A 19,256-nucleotide genomic window follows, 5' to 3' on the forward strand; every position below is an offset into this window, starting at 1 on the left:
ATTTATTTGTGATCTCATAAAAAAATATTAATCCTCTAATCCAAGCGTTAGTTTAAAAAGCATATTGGATTGTATACGTAATGTGTTCTTACTATACTTTTGATTTAAAATACCATGAGATAGGTTAATTAATTTTTAATTTGACCACAGTAGCTTTTTCTGCTAATAATGGTGCCTTAGCAGGAAATTTAAGTGATAAAGAAGTAGCTGTTTGATTCCAATTAACTTTTTCATCAGATCCAAGAATTTCTGCACTTTCAATTGTTATAATATAACGGTTTAACGCCTTTAAGTTAACTTCAGAATTACTATCAGGATACCCCAAGAAAATTGCATAAACATATTTACCATCTTTGGATTGAGTATAACGAACATCCTCAGGAGTACCCTCTGGATTCGTTTTTCCAAATTTGGTAGGGCCTTTACCGAATTCACGAAAAGGTCTTGTTGAATAAATTGCCTCACCATATAAATCAAGCCACTCACCCATCTCTAACAAAGTTTCTTCTTGATATTTTGGAATTGTACCGTTGGCCATTGGAGCAATATTTAAAAGTAATTGTCCGTTTTTACTAACAATATCTATAAGTGTATGTATCATTGCTTTACCTGAGTAGATTTTATTTTTACCTATAACCCTATCAGTAAAACCCCAACTAGATTTGGTTACAGATGCGTCTGTAAGCCAAGGTAACTCAGCCAATTCATCAGCTCTACCTTTTTCGTAGTCCAATACTCCAACTGTATTTGGTAAATCTTGATGCTTATAAAAAATCACTACTTCCTGTTTTGTTTTTGTAGCATGGTTAAGATAATATGCACAATATTTTTGTAGCATAGGTTCTCCTAAATTGTCTAAAGCAGTATCAAACCACATCATATCAGGATTGTATTTATCGATGACTTCTGCTAGTTTATCAAACCAAATATTTTGAAACTCTTCCCACGGCATTTCGCCATATAAAAGTTTGTTTTTGTCATCTTCAAGAAGTTTAGGGTAATTATCTTTTAAATAATTATAAAACTTCTCTGATTCAGATCCGGAAGTTCTGTTCCATTGACGAGCATGATGAAAGCTTGTAATGAATTTTAAACCATTCCCTTTTACCGCTTTTTCCATTTCACCAACTATATCTCTTTTGGGCCCCATTTGAAATGCGTTCCATGGATTCACTTTTGAGTTCCACATTGAAAACCCATCATGATGCTCGGCTACAGGTCCTGCAAATCGGGCTCCAGACTTTTTAAAAAGTTTAGCCCATTTATCAGCATCAAAATTTTCTGCTTTAAACATTGGAATAAAATCATGATATCCAAAATCATAAGGGTGTCCATATTTTTCGATATGGTGCTTATTTGCTTTTGAATCGATGATGTGCATGTTTCTTGGGTACCATTCATTATGAAATGCAGGTACTGAATAGACTCCCCAATGAAAATAAATGCCAAACTTAGCATCGCGAAACCAATCAGGTGAGGCATTGTGTTTGCTCAAAGACTCCCAGTTAGCCGTGTAAGGTACATCGGTTTGTGTTTTAAGTTTACTTTCTGTTTTTGAGTTTTGTGCACATGCCAAAATACTAAAACACATTATATAGCATACATAGCTATATTTTAAAAAAAAATTCATATTTATATTATTTGTTAAAAAAAAATGGTCGTGGGTTTTAATACCATTATTAAAAAGTATCTGATGAAAAAGCTAATTGTTCTGTTTTCTAAAAATTAGAACTAACCATAAAATGCGCTTTTTATCTATTTACTATGTTTTGACTTGGTGTATTTAATCCATTGATTATATTTTTCTGAAGTGCATATCTCTTTTAACTTTTTAATGAAAGATTTATTCAATTCTTTCATAGCTGATTTATAGTCAGCAGAACCACTTGTATAATCCTTTTTGATAGCGTGTTTCTTTAAAAATTTTTCTTTTTTGGCCTCAATTAATTCATCCTTCTTACTTTCATCCAATTCTAATATTTCAACCATTTCTTCAGATTCCCTTTCCATACTCTTTAGAACCTTTGCTTTTATATCTTGTGCAAATAGAGTTCCAGAAAACGCGGTTAAAAAAATTATTACACTTAAAATGCTAAAAAAATTTCTCATAATTTTACTTTTATTTATTATTAATTTATTTGATACTTAATTACAAACTATTACATCTTTTTTTCTTATTTCCGGAAAGACCTTTAGCTTTTTAATTTCTCCATTCTTATAAATACATTCTACTATGGTGTTCTCTGCAGTATGTAATTTGAACTCAACATCCCAATCTTTTGGCCAACTTGGGAACAAATAAATTTTACCATTTGATTCTTTTACTTCCGGAGCAATAAGCATTTCTTGAAGCCCTGTCATCCCACTTCCTCCCCAATTATGATCAGGAATCCAATCATGTCCAGGTCCAAAAAAAGCAGGAAATCTAGCTTGAGGCATTTTATTATTAGCCAATTTATATATAACTCTTCTCTTAGATTCTTCAGGTCTAGCCAATGCAGAAACATTAACTACATTTGCCATCCAAGAGTAATCTTCATTAATACACCGAATTCTATTTTTTGGTATATTATCCCAAGTATTTCTTGCTAATTTTAATGTTTCGGGTTGAGTTATTCCAAAATAACGGTATGGCCAAAAAGAATACATTTCAATAGGTTCCCATTTGTTATGTATCCCTTCAAAAGATTTTGCTTCTTTAACAACTTTTACACCACTTCTTTCTCCAATTGGAATCTCTGGTAGATGCTTTTTTATTTCAATAAGCTGTTCCCTATCAGAACCTTTAATCTCATCAATCTCTAGTAGCCCTTCTGTAACTCTCTTCAATCCACAAACAACCTCAATGGGATTGGTTGCGCCACTTAATAACTCCAGAGCATTGCTAGGGTAAATATTTAGCATGCCATCTTTATCTAATTCACTTCCAGTTCTTTTTTTAGTTTCGTTTCTATAAAAACTATCATAAAACATAACAGTTCCTTTAATCCATTCTAAATGTTCCGTAATATCCAGACCCATAGTATTGCGTGCTTGTAATGCCATCCACCCTATTTCTAGCATAACCGAAAAATGGTAAGTTAGGTGCTTAGATCCACAAAAACCATTGGGTAGAGGTTTTACACTACATAAGCCCCAAACGTCCATAGGCTCAGGATAGACTACGCCTTCTGCATTATTAGTTTTTGCTCTTGCTCTTGCTGTTAACTCCCGCTTTCTATAGAATTCTAATGTAGGCTTTAGCATATCAACATCACCAGCTGCTATAGTAGGCCATCCCATCCACCTTTGGTTTTGGGACATAAAATGGGTGCCCCACCACCTCCTAAAATCTGGAAATTCTTGACCTTCTCTTTTCTTAAAAGAGTATGTCATTCCTGTGATACGGTCATAAGCAACATCTGTAGTAAAAATACCTCCATTAAATAATAATGGAAATTCTCCATTTCTATTACATGCTAACATGTAGCGAAACAAGTTGTAATTTTGACTTACTAAGTATCCATCATTTGTTGGTACTGCATCTGAATTAATATTTATATATGAACGTTTCCAGAACTCATTCCATTTAGCTAACTCTGATTTTTTTGCACTTTCACGAAACCTATCGTTAAAGAAAGTTTTAGCTTTTTTTTGCCATGTATTTTCATTGGAATTCATGCTTGCAATTAGACTAACAACTATTAAATGTTTACTCCTAGGCATAGTAACACCAGTCCATAAGTACCCTTCCCATAATTGCCATTTAACATCAGACTTGGTAACCTTGTGCAAACCTTCTTTAACAGCCAATGCTCCTCCAAATACACGATTTGTTGTTACATCACAAACACTGTTTTCAGGGATACCCTGTTTTTCAGCCATCAAAACTACATCTTTAGCATATTCTTTATTTTTATGGTACCATACAAAACCAGAATCATTTATATCAAATTTTTGATTATCTCTCCAAATACCATAAGCCACTTCAAATTTATGCTTAAAACTATTAGCTGTTTCTATTATTAGAGTTTCGTTAGAAAACCAAATAGACATAGAAAAATTACCCTTTGATATTGTTATTGTACCTGTTTGAGGGTCTAAACTTTGAATGAATCCATTTGAATCTAAATTGATGTTTTCGGGAATTAACTTTACGCACCCTAGCTTAAGTAATTTTCCATTTTCATCGTAAGCACCATTGTGAGCTAAATAAAGCCATATTGCGCCATCCTGAACCCATATATTTGCACCGGCCCCAAGAGAACCTGATAATGGCATAGAGTCTAAAGCATCTTTGGAAGGAGAATTCCAAACTATTTCTTGTGCTTTTACCTCTGTAAATAGGGCAATGGTAAAAATTAATAACTTAATTATTTTTAAATTCATAATTTATTTTTAAACCGTCTTTTATTTAGTTCAAAATATATGGGCCTCTGTTAACGGCTTCTTTTATCTTATCTTTAATAGGAATTAAAGTTCTCTTTTAAATTTTATATACATTCTTATTAATATTTATTTCCGAATTTTAAAACATCTGGCAAAATATCTGATTGCTCAAAAAAGTCTATCTTTCCAGTATCCGACTTTTCCATAAAGAGTGTATTCCCAATTAACTTTGCTGTTTTTATGTTTTTTCCTAATTCAACTTTCTTTGCATTTTGACCAGAAACTAAAGCACAAGTTTCATCGTTTGACACAATTTCAATAAATGAAGGTCTGTTGGGGTCTAATTCTACTTTTACTTTATAATCGCCAACCTCTGCTACTGTAAAATTTTTAGTTTGAATTACATCAACTTTAGTGGAGACCTCTTCCCCATTTGGAAGAATTTCAATTATAGTTAAAAAGCGTGTTGACTTTAGCTTGTCTGTAGTTGTGAATGAACCATGCCACTGGTTTGGATAATTTTTGGCTCCATTACCCTGCCTACCTCTCCAATCTAAGGCTGAACCACTAAAAAACTTATCTGTAACCATCGTTTCAACTGTATTTTCACATAATAATTGTGCATTTGCTCGTGCATGGGCATTTGATGTTGACAACTTATTATCGCCAATTTGCTCCATATTGTCTTGAGCATTTAGCTTAAAGGTCCAATGGATAGGTTCTTTAGCTTCCAATTCATCATAAACTATTATGTGATTGGGGCGCAACATAGCTATATGTCTCCTGAAACGTGTTACTTCTGGATTACCATAACCATTGGCTTCAGTTACAGATATTCCTTCCTTTTCTAAATAACTTTTTTTGGAAGATTGAACTCTATATATTCCTGAATAAGCATTTGAGGCATCACCAACCGTATAAGAAATTTTTCTTCCAGTTACAAAACGAGGTACCCAACCATAACCTGATATATCTGTTGATTGGCCAAATCCATTAGCTAAAATGGTATTGTGAGCTCGAGAATGTTTAAAACTATAAACCTTATGCTTATCTATTGAATTATAATGTCCCGTTCTCCAAAATAGTGGTTCACCGCCATAAGCGATATTAAATGCATTTTGTGCAGGATGGGCATGGTTTAATTGTCCAAATGGGCAAGACCTAAAGTTGAGCAACAAATTTTTAGAAGGATTAACAAGGTCTGTATGCATACCTACATAACCTATATCTCGAAACAAAGCACTTAACTCTTTAGGTTGATCTACTTTTATAAAATCCGGATCTAATTTATTAGTATTCCATACTGATAACAAAGACCAGGGGGCTTCATTTTCTCCAACCTTATTAATAAACCATTTTTTATCAATTCTCCCAGTTGTTTTTAATCTCCATTTATTCCAATAGTTATCGGCATGAATATGTGCTAATGCTTCAACTAAGTTATAGTGACCTGCTCCGTCGGTACCATTACCATCTCCAAATGCTAATCCTGGATTTCCAACTGGATTGGAATATGACAAGTATTTAGCTACATTTCTATACCAAGGATGGTTAAAATAATCATAACCCATAAGCTTACTCATTACCCATGGGGTATAAAGTAATTGCCTTTCATTGGTTCCAAAATACCCATTACCTCCATGCCATCCACCATCATTTCTACTGCCCGCTGGATTTCTATACAACCACAATTCGTAAGCATACTCCAACCATAGCTGCGCTTCTTCTTTGTATGGACTTAAGACTATCGCACTCATGAGTAATGTTTGCACTCCTGCCTGCCATAGATGAGCCTTATATGCAATATGTTCAGAAAACTCAAGTTGTTTATAAAAATTTAAGTAACCCTCTTTTTTATATTTAAAAAGTAGATTAACTATCTTGGTTTTCCATTCTTTATTCAAATCCTCTGAAAAGGCATCTAAAATAAGAGTCATTAATTTTATATGGGCTTCAAGTACAAAATCGTCGGGATATCCTGGATGTTTACCATATTCCATCATTACAGTATGAAACTCATTATCCAGTTTATAAAAATCCTCTAATCCTATTCTTTTATACTCTTCGTTACCTGTTAGAAGGTAAGCCTTTAATAAAGATTCTATTCTATTTGCAAAACCCTTAAATTGTTTTAAGGTTGACAATTGAAAAAATCGAAACTTTTTATTTTCATAATCTTCCTTTAGAAGATTCGGATAAGTACTTTCATCTACTACTACTTTTACTTCTGGTCTAATATTTAATAGTTTTTTATAATTATTCAGAATACCCTCTTTAATTTCAGGTTGACTACTCGGTAATAAATTTCCAATTTCATCCTTTAATAATACTACATGAGGAGCTTTAGTACTAGATATACGTTTAATGACCTCATCTGGAGTAGGAGGGACTACCACTCTCTCATTGCCTGTAATAACAAAAGAGTACTTATCATTTGACCATTTAATATCCGCTGGAGTTGTATCTAATGTATATCCGTATTGCCAATACCAATTCCCTTTTTTCAAAACGCTATATGGGTTAAAGAATGACCAACGTTTTGCTTTACTTCTTATAACATCTTTCGTAAATGTAGAGTCTTGTGATAATTTGAAATAATAAAGTCTATGTCCTAACTCATTTTTATTTAACGGTATTCTAAAATGTAACCAAGGAGAATTTTCATCAACCATTCCCTGTGGAACTGGTGCCTCGAGAGTGTTATCATAAATAGAATGTTTTTTAATAGTTTTCTCAGAACCATTAATAATTTTAGCATTTTGACCATAAAAACTAATGCTAGCAAAAATTATCGTAAGTAAAAAAAATCTGTTCAAAAAAGTATGATATATTAATTTAGTCTTTTTCATGTTTTAATATCACTTAAAACCTTATTTTCCAATTCACGTTGCCTGTTTCTTCTGGCAAATAAGTTAATCGAGCTATTTCACCATCTAGTACGACATCCATAGCTTTCCCATCGCACATTGCCGTTTTTGGAATACCACCATCTTCAGGAAGTATAACCCTTAATTCATATGAATCCCCTTTAACAACTTTACTCGTACCCGAAAGTGTTTTAGATAATGTATTCCAAGACTCATTGACTATATCAATTAAACCTTGTGTAATATGTCGAGATGTACTTATAACCTGAGGATAAGACTTTATTTCTTTAAGTGCCAAAATTTGGCATGAAGCTGGGGCCAATGTAGATGTAAGCTCTTCATTAATTTTTCCTAAATATTTATTTTTCCAAAAATCAAAAACACCGTACTGCTTAGATATATCTAAACCCAATTTGTCTAAACTATATTCAATTTTTGTCTCTTTTTGCTCATACCAATTAAAAAGACCTACTATAGATAGTCTATCGTTTTGAACCATCCAGATTTTAGGTTTTTCATTTTCAAGAATATCTACTGGTCTCGCCGTAAGATTATGGGTAGGTAATGCTCTTTTTATCAGATTCAATCTCTCTGCTGTAAGATTAGCATATTGCATACTAGAAGTTCCCATTACCCCTGAAACCGCTTGCCAAGATACCATCCATCTTGCCTTATTTAAAGGATTGGTATTTCTAACATAATATGGATCAGGGTCATTGTACCAAACTTTATTGTTTAGAAAATAAAGATTGCCTGCATAATCTGCTCCTTTAGTAATATTTTTCCAATCTCCATTTCTTGCTGTATCATTATCTGGACCAACTCGCATTGCATGTACAGCACCAATTGACGATGTAAAGGCACTCATATTTTGAGTTATTGTACAACCAAGTAAAAATGCATCTGGCGCTTCTTCTTTTAATATGGTTATACCCCTCCTGAAACACTCTGTAAAAGTTAAATCATCATTATATATTTTAGCATTAGCATAACTATTCACACCATTGTAGGATCTATTAACATATACATTTTCACTTGGAGCACCTGTATGTAATCCGTCTATTTTAAAATATCTATATCCCCAGTTATATAGTCTTTTAAATCGTTCCCTTAAGAACATTTCTCCTTTCGGATTAGTAGCATCGATAATAGTTCCGGACCATTTCTTAGCTTCAAATGGTAAACCTGTTTTTGCATCAGTCGCAAATATTTCTGTATTAAAATAAGAGTTATGTTTATCTCCGGAAAATGGCATAAACCATATACCAGGCACTAATTTACTCTCGATAATTGCATTAGCTGTGTGCCTCATTCCAGAGGGATAATTAAAATTACTCTCTGCAAATGTTTTAATGGGCCCTCCACCAAGCTTATGCTCTTTAAACTCTTTTTTATTCTTATAATTAAGACCTTTTATTAAAGAGCTTTGCCAGTGGTCATCAATTTGAATAGTATTTAACCCAAAATCAGCTAAGTTCTCTGAAATATATTCCACATTTTCTTTTAAATCTTCTTCAGTTGAAGCTCCTGAGCCATTTAAATCTCTATGGTACCATGTACAGTATACTTCTGGTTTTTTTGGCAAGTTGATATTATAAGCCTTTGCCAAGTGATTTCCGTATAGTTCTAAACCCTCTCTGCCGTCGTTAAAAAAGCCTAGTATCATCGTATCTGTACTTCTTTTCTCTTCTTTCTTAATTTTAAAATGACCAAATTCTAATCCTGCCTTTAACTCATAAGACTGTATTTTATCGTTTTCTGTAGTAATTTTTGGATAGAAAGTACCTACACCTTTAGATTGGGTTAGCCAACCTGTTAAAATGCTATTTCTATTTTCTGGATTAGATAGCATACTATACAAATAGCTACCTTCTGAATTTTTTACTGTTTTTAGTCCCCCTGTACCTAGCGTATTCAAACTATCAAACTCACTTCCTACGCTTAAACTTATGGTTCCAATATCTAATTCAGAAAACACTACATCTTCCTTTTCATTATTACATATGGTTGTGCTAAGATGAACAAATGGATTGCCGGAGTATAACGCAATTGTTGTTTTATACCCTTTTCTATCTCCATGCAAAAACACCAATTGTTTTCCTTTACCCCAAATATCATCTGTAAAAGGCAGGTATTCTTGTAGTTCAATTTCCCCTAAAACTTTAAAAGAAGCCTTTAACTCATTATTTACAGAACTTGAAATATCAATTTTGCCTTTATTTATCTTAACAGATACATATTCATTATTAATGTTAGTAATTGTCTTTTTTTTACATGAAACAATAGCTAGCGTGACGAAAATGGAAAACAAGCCTTTTAAATATACTTTTTTCATTTAATTCCTATGTAGTTTTATAAATCGTTTTAAAATAGATTAATGATTATGTTAGCAGTTAATATTTACCCTAAAAACAAATAATCCCGAAGTAGAATCAATTCAATGATAGAGTATCATCTACTCCAGAAATTATTTAACGCTACTAACCGCTCTAACTAAAAACTTATCTACTTTATTTAAATCTTAATAACCCGGGTTTTGAGTAAGCAAGAAATTACTATCAAGAATCTCGTTATGTGGAATCGGATAAAGTTCGTGCTTATTTGGTGTATACAATTCGCTAGCCAAATGAACTCTTAATCCATAAAACTTGTTTTTGGGATCTGTTAGTAGAAATTCTCTAAAATCCAACAATTTTTCTTGCAATATATTCCATCTAATCAAATGAAATTTTCGGTTACCCTCTCCTGAAAATTCTCGAGCATTTTCGTCTATTAAAAAATTTAAAAATGTCTCTTTGTCTGTAGTAAACTCGAAAGGTACATCAGCAATTTGGCTAGAAGAATTTATGTCAAATCCGTAACCTCTGCGCCTAACTTTATTAACTAGTTCTATAGCCTCTTCTGTTGGACCATTATTAAGTTCGTTTAAAACCTCAGCTCTCATTAATAAAACATCTGAATACCTCAAAATTACGTAATTTGCATCTGTGTTATTAAATTGAATAGCTTCTGGAAAATGCCAATCCCTTCTCCATTTTGCACAACCATATGTTGCATTGTTATTATACGGAATAGGCTTTTTTGAAAGAATATTTGTCGCTTTGTCTCCTATTAGGTCAAAGTCCGCAATACTTATGTCTCTTCTCAAGTCTCCATCCTGAAATTTTTGTGATAAAAAATCACTTGTTGTCATTCTTATGTTTGTACCAATTTTCACTCCTGTACTACTCGTGTAATTTTTTATTCTAACACCAATACTTCTGGAACCTATGCGCCCTGAATTTTGAAATGAGCCATTCATTACTGCTAAGTCTATTTCAAACATAGATTCGCTTGGCTCTAAAACACTTCCTGTTATTTTTCTATAAATATCTTCATAATCTGGATTTAATTCATGTCTATTAGATTCTATCAACTCTTTACTTATTTTTTCGGCCTTATTATAATAATCTAAATAATTCTCTGGTCTTTTTACCTTACCATCTTGATATAAATTATATCCTCCCGCAAATAACATTGCTCTTACATAAAGTCCCATAGCCGCACCCTTACTTAAATGACCTAACTCAGCTTCTGGATCATTATGCCAAGGTAAATCTGGTATAGCTTCCTCAAAATCTTTTGAAATTTGCTCATATATATCAACCCTTGCACTTCTGGGTAAATTTAAGTTTTGAGATAAATCTGAAGGTTGAAGTCTCAAAGGCACGTCGCCCCAACGTCTTACCAAATTAGCATATAAAAACGCTCTTAAAGCTTTTGCTTCAGCAACATAGGCTTTAACCAATTTTTCTTCTGTTTTGTTATGTGTAACCACTTTATGGGCATTTTCAATTACATTGTTTGCGCGATTTATTGAACTGTAAAATACCAACCAAAGATTTTCAATCGGTCGACTTTCGGACTGCGTGTTGTAATGCGCAATCTCCTGTTCACTCCCCAAGTTACCATTTACATTTCTTCCATCTGCCGTAAGAATATCTGTATCTCCTGACAGCATAATCTCAACATATCCATAGCCTTCAGTAGTAGCTAGTTCTTCATAAATTCCTAAAACTGCAGCTTTTAATCTGGTCGTAGATGTAAAAAACTCATCTGTTGAAAATGCTGACAGGGGGTCTTCTTCCAAATACTCCTGACATGAATTATTTAAACTTACAATTGCAACACTGCAAACAATTACAACATTGTATAAATTTATTCTGACAAACATCTTATATCTGCTTAATGTATTAAATATAGTTTTCATAGTAATTTTTTAAAGTGAAACATCTAGTCCAAACACATAGGATACCGAACGCGGAAAACTTCCTCTATCTATCCCTGGTGTTAAACCATTATTAGCATTCATTCTTACCTCAGGATCAAAACCTGAGTAATCTGTAATTGTTAACAAATTATTAAAAGATGCATATAATCTAAATTTACTTAAGCCTAAATCATTTAAGACATTTTTTGAAAAGCTATAGCCTAAAGTCAATTGGCTTAAACGCGCATATGAAGCATCTTCAATCATATAACTGTCTAATCTTACAAAATTTGCTCTTTGTGAAGGTAATTCTGCGTTTTCGTTAATTGCCTTTAAAGCCTCTACATTTCCTGTAGCTAACAAATCATTTCCTTGGCTATCATATGTTTTATATTGTTTATCGTAAATAAATTTAGCAGTACTTTTATTGGAACCTCCTCTCAATAATTGGTAAACATTCCCGTTAAGTATGTTACCCCCATATTTAAAATTCCAAAACATGGACAAGTCTATGTTTTTGTATCTGAAGGTATTAAGAATTCCTCCAGTAAAATCTGGATTTGCATCTCCTATAAAATCTTTATCTTTTGCATCTAATATTCCATCTGGAATACCATCTGGACCACTTACGTCAACATATTTAGTTACACCGGGTTCAGGTGTTTGAAATGAACTAACAGGAATACCATCTTTCAGCACCCAAGCACTATTATCCGCATCCCAATCAAAATCATCTGTAGTATACAAACCGTCATATACTAGCCCATACATTAAACCTGTAGTCTTTCCTTCTTCAATTACAAAATCTGACCCAGAATTATTAACTGTTCTAGATTGAATCTCCCATCTCTCCTTATCTGCTAATTTTAACACTTTGTTCTCATTGAATGCTATGTTAAAATTTGTGGTCCAACTAAAATTTTCATTTCGTATATTTCGACTTTGAACACCTATCTCTAGCCCTCTGTTCTGAGTTGAACCTATATTTCTTATAGCCGTAGAAAACCCAGAATTATTTACTAATCTAGTACTCAACAACAAATCTCTACTTTCATTTTCATACAGATCTGCAATAATGACTAATCTATTTTTAAAAAACCCCATTTCCATTCCAAGGTTCTTAGATATGTTGGTCTCCCATTTAAGATTCGAATTAGGTAATGTAGGTAAGTATGACACTCCTGGCCTATTATTGTAAGGCGTAAAATCACTTTCATACAAGGATAATGATTGAAAATTTGGTATTCTACTATTTCCTGTTTCTCCGTAAGAAACTCTAAATTTTAAATTCGAAAAAACATTTAGGTTTTCAATAACTTTTTCCTTGTGTGCCTGCCATGACAAAGCAACTGCTGGAAAATAGCCCCATTTGTTGTTTTGACCGAATTTAGTAGATCCATCTGCCCTTAATGTAGCAGTTAAAATATACTTATTAAAGAGTTTGTAGTTGGCACGCCCGAAAAAAGAAAGTAATTTTTCTGAGGCCTTATTAGTATAAGGAATACCCGGTATGGTACCTAACTGCATAGCATTTATCCCAAAATTCTCATCTGGAAATCCACTAGCTGAAACACCTAAACTTTCTGACTTAAATTCTCTAATTTCCTGCCCCACAAGTACATCAAACTTATATTTTTTCCCTTTGAGTATTGGTTTATAGGCTAAAGTATGGTTTCCAAAATATTGATATTGCTTCTGTTGATCCAACTGACCAGAAGGCCCACCAGATAATCTTGCCGAACTAGATCTGGCCGTAAAGAACCGGGAGGTCATTACTTCATTATTGGTCATACCAATTGAAAAACTATATTTAAATGAATCATTAATATCATAGTTTAGCCCAAAAGAATATGTAGCGCGTATTTTTTCTCTATCCCTTAATTGAGTTTGCAAATTTGTGAGTGGATTAACATCAATTACAGTATCATCTTCATCATCAAACAAGGGATCGATATCATTATTAATTAAATCCTCATCAGAAAAATTAATCCCTGCTGTAGGCCTATAATTTATCAATTTTATCATTTGCCTTCCGCTTTCTCCATAGGGACCCACTCCTCTTAAATTGTCAGTAAAATAGTTTATATTTAAGTTAACTTTCAATTTTTCACCCATTTTTTGTCCAAAGCTAGCTCGCAATGCCTGAGTACTATACCCACTATTGGGCACGATATTATCATCGTCATTAAAGGTATATGTCATATTATAAGTATTGCTCGAAGATCCTCCACTTAATGATATTCTTTGCATTTGATTAATTGCAGCTTTACCTCCATAAACCTCATCCTGCCAATTAACACCTTTTCTATTCGCATAGTTTTTCTCTACATCTTCTATCGGCCCATAAATTTCTTCCCATCCTACGCCTCCTCCTGTGCGTTCATAATCATATAAAACATATTCAAGTGGGTTTAATACATCTATACGCCTAGAAGGTGTTTTTACCCCAACAAAAGTTTGGTAGTTTATTGTACTTTTCCCTTCAAAACCCGATTTAGTAGTAATAATAATAACTCCATTTGCACCGTTGGATCCGTATATAGCTGTAGCAGCAGCGTCCTTTAGGACATCGATACTTTCAATGTCGTTTGGATTTAAACCTTCAAAACCATCAATCATAGGAAAACCATCTACTATATACAATGGAGAATTATTTTGTGTAATCGAAATCCCTCCTCTCACTCTAACACTAATTTCTGAATCTTGAGCCGCTGAACTTGAAATGATGGACAGTCCTGGAATCCTACCCTTTAAAGCATCCAAAGCATTAGGCACGGGCACATCCTCCAAATCTTCACCTTTAACCGAAGAAATAGCACCCGTCACATCTTTCCTTTTTTCAGTCGCATAACCTATAACAACAACTTCATCTAAAATATTATCATCAGATTGCAACAATGTAACGTTAATAACACTATTACCCGAGTATGGAATATCAATTACATCCATACCAATGTAACTAAATTGTAGTACAGCACCTCTAGCAGTATTTTGCCTCAATTTCAATTCATAAAAACCATCAAAATTGGCGACTGTAGCGTTGTTTGTCCCCTTTTCTAAAACAGTAGCACCTATTAATGGTTGCCCATTAACATCAATAATCTTTCCTGTAATAGTAATATCCTTCTCTTGCCCCCCCAAATAGTTACTTGAGTACACGCAAAACATCATTAATAATAAAATCTTAACCTCTCTTTTTGTCATGTTTAATCATTTTAGTTTAGTTAATATTAGTTGGCACATATTTAAGAACAACTTCATCTTAATCCTATAATTCATTTAGTTAGAACTAAATTATGTTGTTATCAAATACAACACAAAGTAAATGATCTAGCTTAAATTTAAATGTTAATATTGTTGAATACAGTTGAACTTATGTTGAAGTTTTATCATACTAACCTATTAATCGCCTATCTCTACCGCTATGTGGCTATTTGTAAAACAAACTTGTTTTAAAATTTTCAAGTTAAATTTCCATTTTTGGTAGCCATGACTGAATATAATAAAAGAGAATCCTTATACCGCTTTCAAGTTTGGTGTTGAACTGATTTAGTAAAAAACGAAATTAAGTTACTTTAGCATTGATAAACTCTTTAGTTATATTTAGTAGTAAGGTTATCATTATTAATACTCTTACACATACTCACCCTTCGATTACGTTTGCTAAAACCAATAATGCGTAAAATTCTATTCGTTCAGGGCCCTTATAACAATAAGATTAAACTACTACACGTTCTAGAACAACATACAAAATTAGGTGAGGTTATAGATGTTCACTTAAAAAAAACTACTTTATAACTGGAAAACGATATTTACAAACCATCGTGTATTTGCAATGGATTGGATTGATTGATTTGTCCATAACACATATCTAAAATATTTTAAAAACATATTTCCATCCTTCTATTCCCTTTCTTTTCCGTGAGTTCAATACTTAACAAATCGGTTTTACCTAACACAAACTTCGGAAACACCAACACAAATCTAGTTTTGCTAGTAGAATTTATAATTTTGGGCATTCCATACTCAAACAAAATCTTTTGCTCCACTTTTTGATAAGACGCTCTAAGCTTTTTATTTCCATTTTCAATAAACGCCTTCAGATAATCGACTTCAAAATCAATAGTAGTCCTATTGGTAAATTCCAAAACTAGGTATACTAGGTTTTCTTTATAATCCATATTTTGCAGTTGAAGTTTTAAACCTTTTTCTCGTTTTGTTGCGAGCCGCATATTTTTTGATTTGAGTAACTGCTTACAATGTCCTTCAAAAAAACGCTTGCGAACTTCGTGCTTTTTTACATCATTTAAGTTATCGCGTTTATTAGTTATGGATTTTTCCCGACCGATACTTTCTTCTTTATTTATAAAGTAATTGAGCTTTGTTAAACTGTCTCTGTATTTTAATATGTAAGCGTAAACCTGCCCCATCTTGGTAACAGTAAGCAAATTACTTTCTGTTCCTGGAATGGCTTGTAGTAATCCGAAATACTGTTCTTTTTCCCTATTATAGGTAAACACAAAATTATCTGAACCCGTAATACCTTGCTTGATGGGTTCTGTAAAAAACAAAGCTACATTGTGCGATGCATTTGCATATATGGTATCTAAAGGCTTTTGTGCCCACAAGCTATTTAAACTAGCTAATAGCACTAATGTGATATATGTTTTCATATGATTGTGTTTTAAGATTATTAGCGGTTATCGGTTTTTAAAATGAGTTTGTATTGATCGGCTATAGTTACTTTGACATTGCGATTGTTTCGTTGAAAAATGCGTTTTATGCCATTTACACCTGAGTTTAGCCCAGAGGACACATTTGGCACACCTGCGATATTAATGTCATGAACCAAATCATCGACCAGTTCTTGTCTAGCTTCAGCCCTGAAGCTGTTTTCTATATAAATTCCTTCATTCCCATCCTGAAAATCATAAGCCTTTAATTTAACAGGCTTGTGATTGATGGTACTTATAGCTATAATTGTTCGATTTGGTCTAAAGGTCACAAATCCATAAACCGCTGTATGTTTTGGATAATACGAACCACCAATGGTATTACCCTCTGCTAAGCGCATGGCTAAGCGATAATCTTTTTGAACCGTTTGCTTACCATCCACATAGGCTTGAATCCAAGTTTCAGGGGTGTCATCTATTGGTTTTATTAAGGGTTTTGGTGCTGATGCAAAAAACAACTGGTGTTCCAAAGCCAAGGTTTGAGGATCTTTTTCTGTGACTTTGGTTTCTTCTATTTCCATGGAATTATTACCATTATTTTTGGGCTGCTCTCGTTCCACAGGTTTGAGCTGCTGTCTTGTGTAGGTCTCCTCTTGATAGGTGTAAATACTATCCAATAATTCTTCCTTTTGCTTGTCTAATAGTTTATCATCATAAATCCCATCTTCATTCCATAAATTCTCATTATAAACGCTGGGAGCCATTTGTGTTCTTTCTTCTTTTAAAGCGTCTATGGCCTCTCTTTTAGATTGGTATGTTTTATCCGTTTCTTCTAATACCGGAACAGGTATGTGATTGGTGTCTAATTCGAGGTCATCTTCTGCGTGATTTAAGCTAAGACCATAGGCTATGATAAATACAATCACACAGGCGATCAGCATGATGAGGATGATTTTTTTACTATCTAAATGCATAATTGATGGAGTTTATTCGTTAGTAAAGGCTTCTAATTTTTGAAGTTTATTTTCAAAATAATTTGTGATTAATAATCCATGCGGATTATTGGGAAAATGCCGATCGACATGAACCAGGTTTCCTGAGGTCTCTAAGCGGTAGGTATCCACCACAGAACCACGGTTGATTTCAAAAACGGTGGTTGTTCTAAAGGTATAAGGTTCGGTTTGTGTTTGAATAATAGATTCAATCCTTAGGACTTTTTGAATCAAGGAATATTGCAACAAACGGTTGTAAACTCCATCTGCTCTTTTCTGTTTGTACAGAGCATCTACCGAACTATCGCCTAACCATAAGGCCTTATCCAAATGCTTTTCAAAATTACTGGCATCCAAATGATAGAAATACCGATGAAACTGTTCCAAATGCGACAACAGCTCTACTTTCTGGTGTTCTCGTTGCTCTGCAAGCTTCAATGGGATAACATGACCTTCGGTATTAATCATAAAGGCTTTGTTTAAACTGTCTTTATGCAATTTGACTACGGCTAGGACGGCTACACAAGTGGTAAGCCCGCTTACAAGAACCACAGCAAGGACAACAAACCGATTTAACTTCAGTACGCCGTAAATATTTTTATAGGGTGTTTTCATAGATGTTAATTTTTAATTCAATTAACCTGTAAAGAGTCTTATAACAAAGCTGCTGGCTCTTCTGTAGAGTTTGAATTTTAGCAGAACAATAAAGCCTATGGAACCAAATTGAAGCAGTGGCGCAAAGAAATCACTGCCCCAATCCGTTCCGAAAAGCGCCGACCAAAAATTGCTATTAATCTCAGAGTACAGGTTATTGACAAAAACATTGACCAGAAAAAAAGCAGGCACCAGCATATAAACTGCGGCATAAAGCTTAAAAAAGTTATAGGCCAGATTTCTGAATTTCTCAAATACGGCTAGGCTAATGACAAGCGGAAAAAACGCTTGCATAATGCCCAACAGAAAATATCGCTCTGCTAAAAACAAAGGATAGATAAACAAATCTAAAAGCCACAAAAAGATGCCCATAATAAAGGCTATGGCTTTTAAACCGTATAAGGGTGTAACCAAGGCTTCATACAATAAAGCAAAGGCTTTTTTGGCGGCTTCCAAGGCACCCACATCGCGCTCCAAATCAATGTCCTGCATCTGCAACGGAAGGAGTGCTGGAGCCGTATCACGATACGCCGTTTCTATGGCCACTAAAATACCATCAAACACATCCAATACCTGTGTGGAAAATAAAACTACAATAACCACGGCGAAGTTCTTGGCTAATTCTGTTGGGCTTAATCCCCAGGTATAATCATCTTTATTAACTACGCCTTCGTTATACTTTTTAAGGATGTTTACCAGAAACAGTAAAATGGCTAGTGCCTTCATTCCTGTTAAGGTGTATTGAGAAAAGGCACTGTTCTTAATGGTACTAAACACTGTATCTACATATTCTAATCCTATGCCTAAAACGATTCCTGCCATTAGTATGCACCCTGGCGATTATTAATTTTATCCTGTAAACGTCTAAAGGCAATAATTTCTTTATAACGTCGTGTTTTGGCTTCTATCTCGGCCACCATGTCTTGGGATTGCCGTTCCATCGTTTTCAGTACCTCCACACGTTCGGCATCTGTCATTTTTAAATTATGGCTTGAGAGAATCTGGTCTAAATAATTCAAGCCTTCTAAGGAGTTATCTACAATAGCATTAAAGGATGCAGATACTCGGTTTACTTCATCGGATTTGATATAAGGCGAATTGAGTATTTCCCTTAAATCGTTTTGAATAATATTGTATAGCTTTTGATTGTTTCTCGTGAGTTCCCGAACTGCTTTTAATTGCTTGATTACCGTATTTACCTTTTCTATATTCTCTTTTTGGGTTTTAAGAAATTGTACCGTTTTTAAGAGTTGTGAGGTTTGCTTCGCAGACTCTATCAGAGATTTAGTAAAGCTGATAAAATTCGTATTATCATATACCGGCATCCCCTGGGCCAAAATGTGGCCAGATGTTGAAATGACAAGCAATACTGCTAATACCAAGGTTTTGTTTTTAACAACAAAACAGGTTTTTGGTTTATGTGGTTTCTGAATGTTTTTTGAAGATTTCATAA

General features: G+C 33.7%; 12 protein-coding genes. All 12 read right to left on the bottom strand.

What is annotated here, in order from left to right:
- Positions 1 to 124: 124 nt before the first annotated feature.
- The 12 genes from FGF67_RS03430 to FGF67_RS03485 all read right to left on the bottom strand — a co-directional run bounded on the left by FGF67_RS03430 (position 125) and on the right by FGF67_RS03485 (position 19,254).
- Complete coding sequence (locus FGF67_RS03430) at positions 125 to 1,630, bottom strand: alpha-L-fucosidase (RefSeq protein WP_139695074.1); 1,506 nt, start codon at positions 1,628 to 1,630, stop codon at positions 125 to 127.
- A 125-nt stretch (positions 1,631 to 1,755) separates the two neighbouring features.
- Complete coding sequence (locus FGF67_RS03435) at positions 1,756 to 2,109, bottom strand: hypothetical protein (protein ID WP_139695075.1); 354 nt, start codon at positions 2,107 to 2,109, stop codon at positions 1,756 to 1,758.
- Between the two features lie 36 nt (positions 2,110 to 2,145).
- Entirely contained in the window at positions 2,146 to 4,368 is a 2,223-nt protein-coding gene (locus FGF67_RS03440) for a DUF5703 domain-containing protein (RefSeq protein WP_139695076.1), read from the bottom strand.
- A gap of 119 nt (positions 4,369 to 4,487) precedes the next feature.
- On the bottom strand, positions 4,488 to 7,217 hold the full coding sequence (locus tag FGF67_RS03445; protein WP_139695077.1) for a DUF4962 domain-containing protein: 2,730 nt from the start codon (positions 7,215 to 7,217) through the stop codon (positions 4,488 to 4,490).
- A 13-nt stretch (positions 7,218 to 7,230) separates the two neighbouring features.
- A complete protein-coding gene (locus FGF67_RS03450; RefSeq protein ID WP_139695078.1) occupies positions 7,231 to 9,570 on the bottom strand; it encodes an alpha-galactosidase in 2,340 nt (779 codons plus the stop codon).
- 186 nt (positions 9,571 to 9,756) lie between these two features.
- Entirely contained in the window at positions 9,757 to 11,484 is a 1,728-nt protein-coding gene (locus FGF67_RS03455; RefSeq protein ID WP_139695079.1) for a RagB/SusD family nutrient uptake outer membrane protein, read from the bottom strand.
- A 9-nt stretch (positions 11,485 to 11,493) separates the two neighbouring features.
- Positions 11,494 to 14,688: a SusC/RagA family TonB-linked outer membrane protein gene (locus FGF67_RS03460; RefSeq protein ID WP_139695080.1), complete on the bottom strand. Its 3,195-nt coding sequence runs from the start codon at positions 14,686 to 14,688 to the stop codon at positions 11,494 to 11,496.
- A gap of 677 nt (positions 14,689 to 15,365) precedes the next feature.
- Positions 15,366 to 16,157, bottom strand: coding sequence for a DUF4138 domain-containing protein (locus FGF67_RS03465; protein WP_139695081.1), 792 nt, complete (start codon positions 16,155 to 16,157; stop codon positions 15,366 to 15,368).
- Between the two features lie 20 nt (positions 16,158 to 16,177).
- Positions 16,178 to 17,131, bottom strand: a complete 954-nt coding sequence (gene traM, locus FGF67_RS03470; RefSeq protein WP_139695082.1) for a conjugative transposon protein TraM — start codon at positions 17,129 to 17,131, stop codon at positions 16,178 to 16,180.
- A 12-nt stretch (positions 17,132 to 17,143) separates the two neighbouring features.
- On the bottom strand, positions 17,144 to 17,764 hold the full coding sequence (locus FGF67_RS03475; protein WP_139695083.1) for a conjugal transfer protein TraK: 621 nt from the start codon (positions 17,762 to 17,764) through the stop codon (positions 17,144 to 17,146).
- Between the two features lie 21 nt (positions 17,765 to 17,785).
- Complete coding sequence (locus FGF67_RS03480; protein WP_139695084.1) at positions 17,786 to 18,625, bottom strand: hypothetical protein; 840 nt, start codon at positions 18,623 to 18,625, stop codon at positions 17,786 to 17,788.
- The gene (locus tag FGF67_RS03485; protein WP_199240647.1) at positions 18,625 to 19,254 is read right to left on the bottom strand and encodes a conjugal transfer protein; all 630 of its coding nucleotides are present in this window, start codon (positions 19,252 to 19,254) and stop codon (positions 18,625 to 18,627) included. The genes FGF67_RS03480 and FGF67_RS03485 overlap by 1 nt, the downstream gene beginning before the upstream one ends.
- Positions 19,255 to 19,256 lie beyond the last annotated feature (2 nt).

Origin of the sequence: Allotamlana fucoidanivorans (assembly GCF_006265225.1) — a bacterium.
GTDB lineage: Bacteria > Bacteroidota > Bacteroidia > Flavobacteriales > Flavobacteriaceae > Allotamlana > Allotamlana fucoidanivorans.

Bases quoted from the DNA above. Each gene is read 5' to 3' on its own strand.
- FGF67_RS03430 (WP_139695074.1), bottom strand. From the start codon at position 1,630: ATGAATTTTTTTTTAAAATATAGCTATGTATGCTATATAATGTGTTTT.
- FGF67_RS03435 (WP_139695075.1), bottom strand. From the start codon at position 2,109: ATGAGAAATTTTTTTAGCATTTTAAGTGTAATAATTTTTTTAACCGCG.
- FGF67_RS03440 (WP_139695076.1), bottom strand. From the start codon at position 4,368: ATGAATTTAAAAATAATTAAGTTATTAATTTTTACCATTGCCCTATTT.
- FGF67_RS03445 (WP_139695077.1), bottom strand. From the start codon at position 7,217: ATGAAAAAGACTAAATTAATATATCATACTTTTTTGAACAGATTTTTT.
- FGF67_RS03450 (WP_139695078.1), bottom strand. From the start codon at position 9,570: ATGAAAAAAGTATATTTAAAAGGCTTGTTTTCCATTTTCGTCACGCTA.
- FGF67_RS03455 (WP_139695079.1), bottom strand. From the start codon at position 11,484: ATGAAAACTATATTTAATACATTAAGCAGATATAAGATGTTTGTCAGA.
- FGF67_RS03460 (WP_139695080.1), bottom strand. From the start codon at position 14,688: ATGACAAAAAGAGAGGTTAAGATTTTATTATTAATGATGTTTTGCGTG.
- FGF67_RS03465 (WP_139695081.1), bottom strand. From the start codon at position 16,157: ATGAAAACATATATCACATTAGTGCTATTAGCTAGTTTAAATAGCTTG.
- traM (WP_139695082.1), bottom strand. From the start codon at position 17,131: ATGCATTTAGATAGTAAAAAAATCATCCTCATCATGCTGATCGCCTGT.
- FGF67_RS03475 (WP_139695083.1), bottom strand. From the start codon at position 17,764: ATGAAAACACCCTATAAAAATATTTACGGCGTACTGAAGTTAAATCGG.
- FGF67_RS03480 (WP_139695084.1), bottom strand. From the start codon at position 18,625: ATGGCAGGAATCGTTTTAGGCATAGGATTAGAATATGTAGATACAGTG.
- FGF67_RS03485 (WP_199240647.1), bottom strand. From the start codon at position 19,254: ATGAAATCTTCAAAAAACATTCAGAAACCACATAAACCAAAAACCTGT.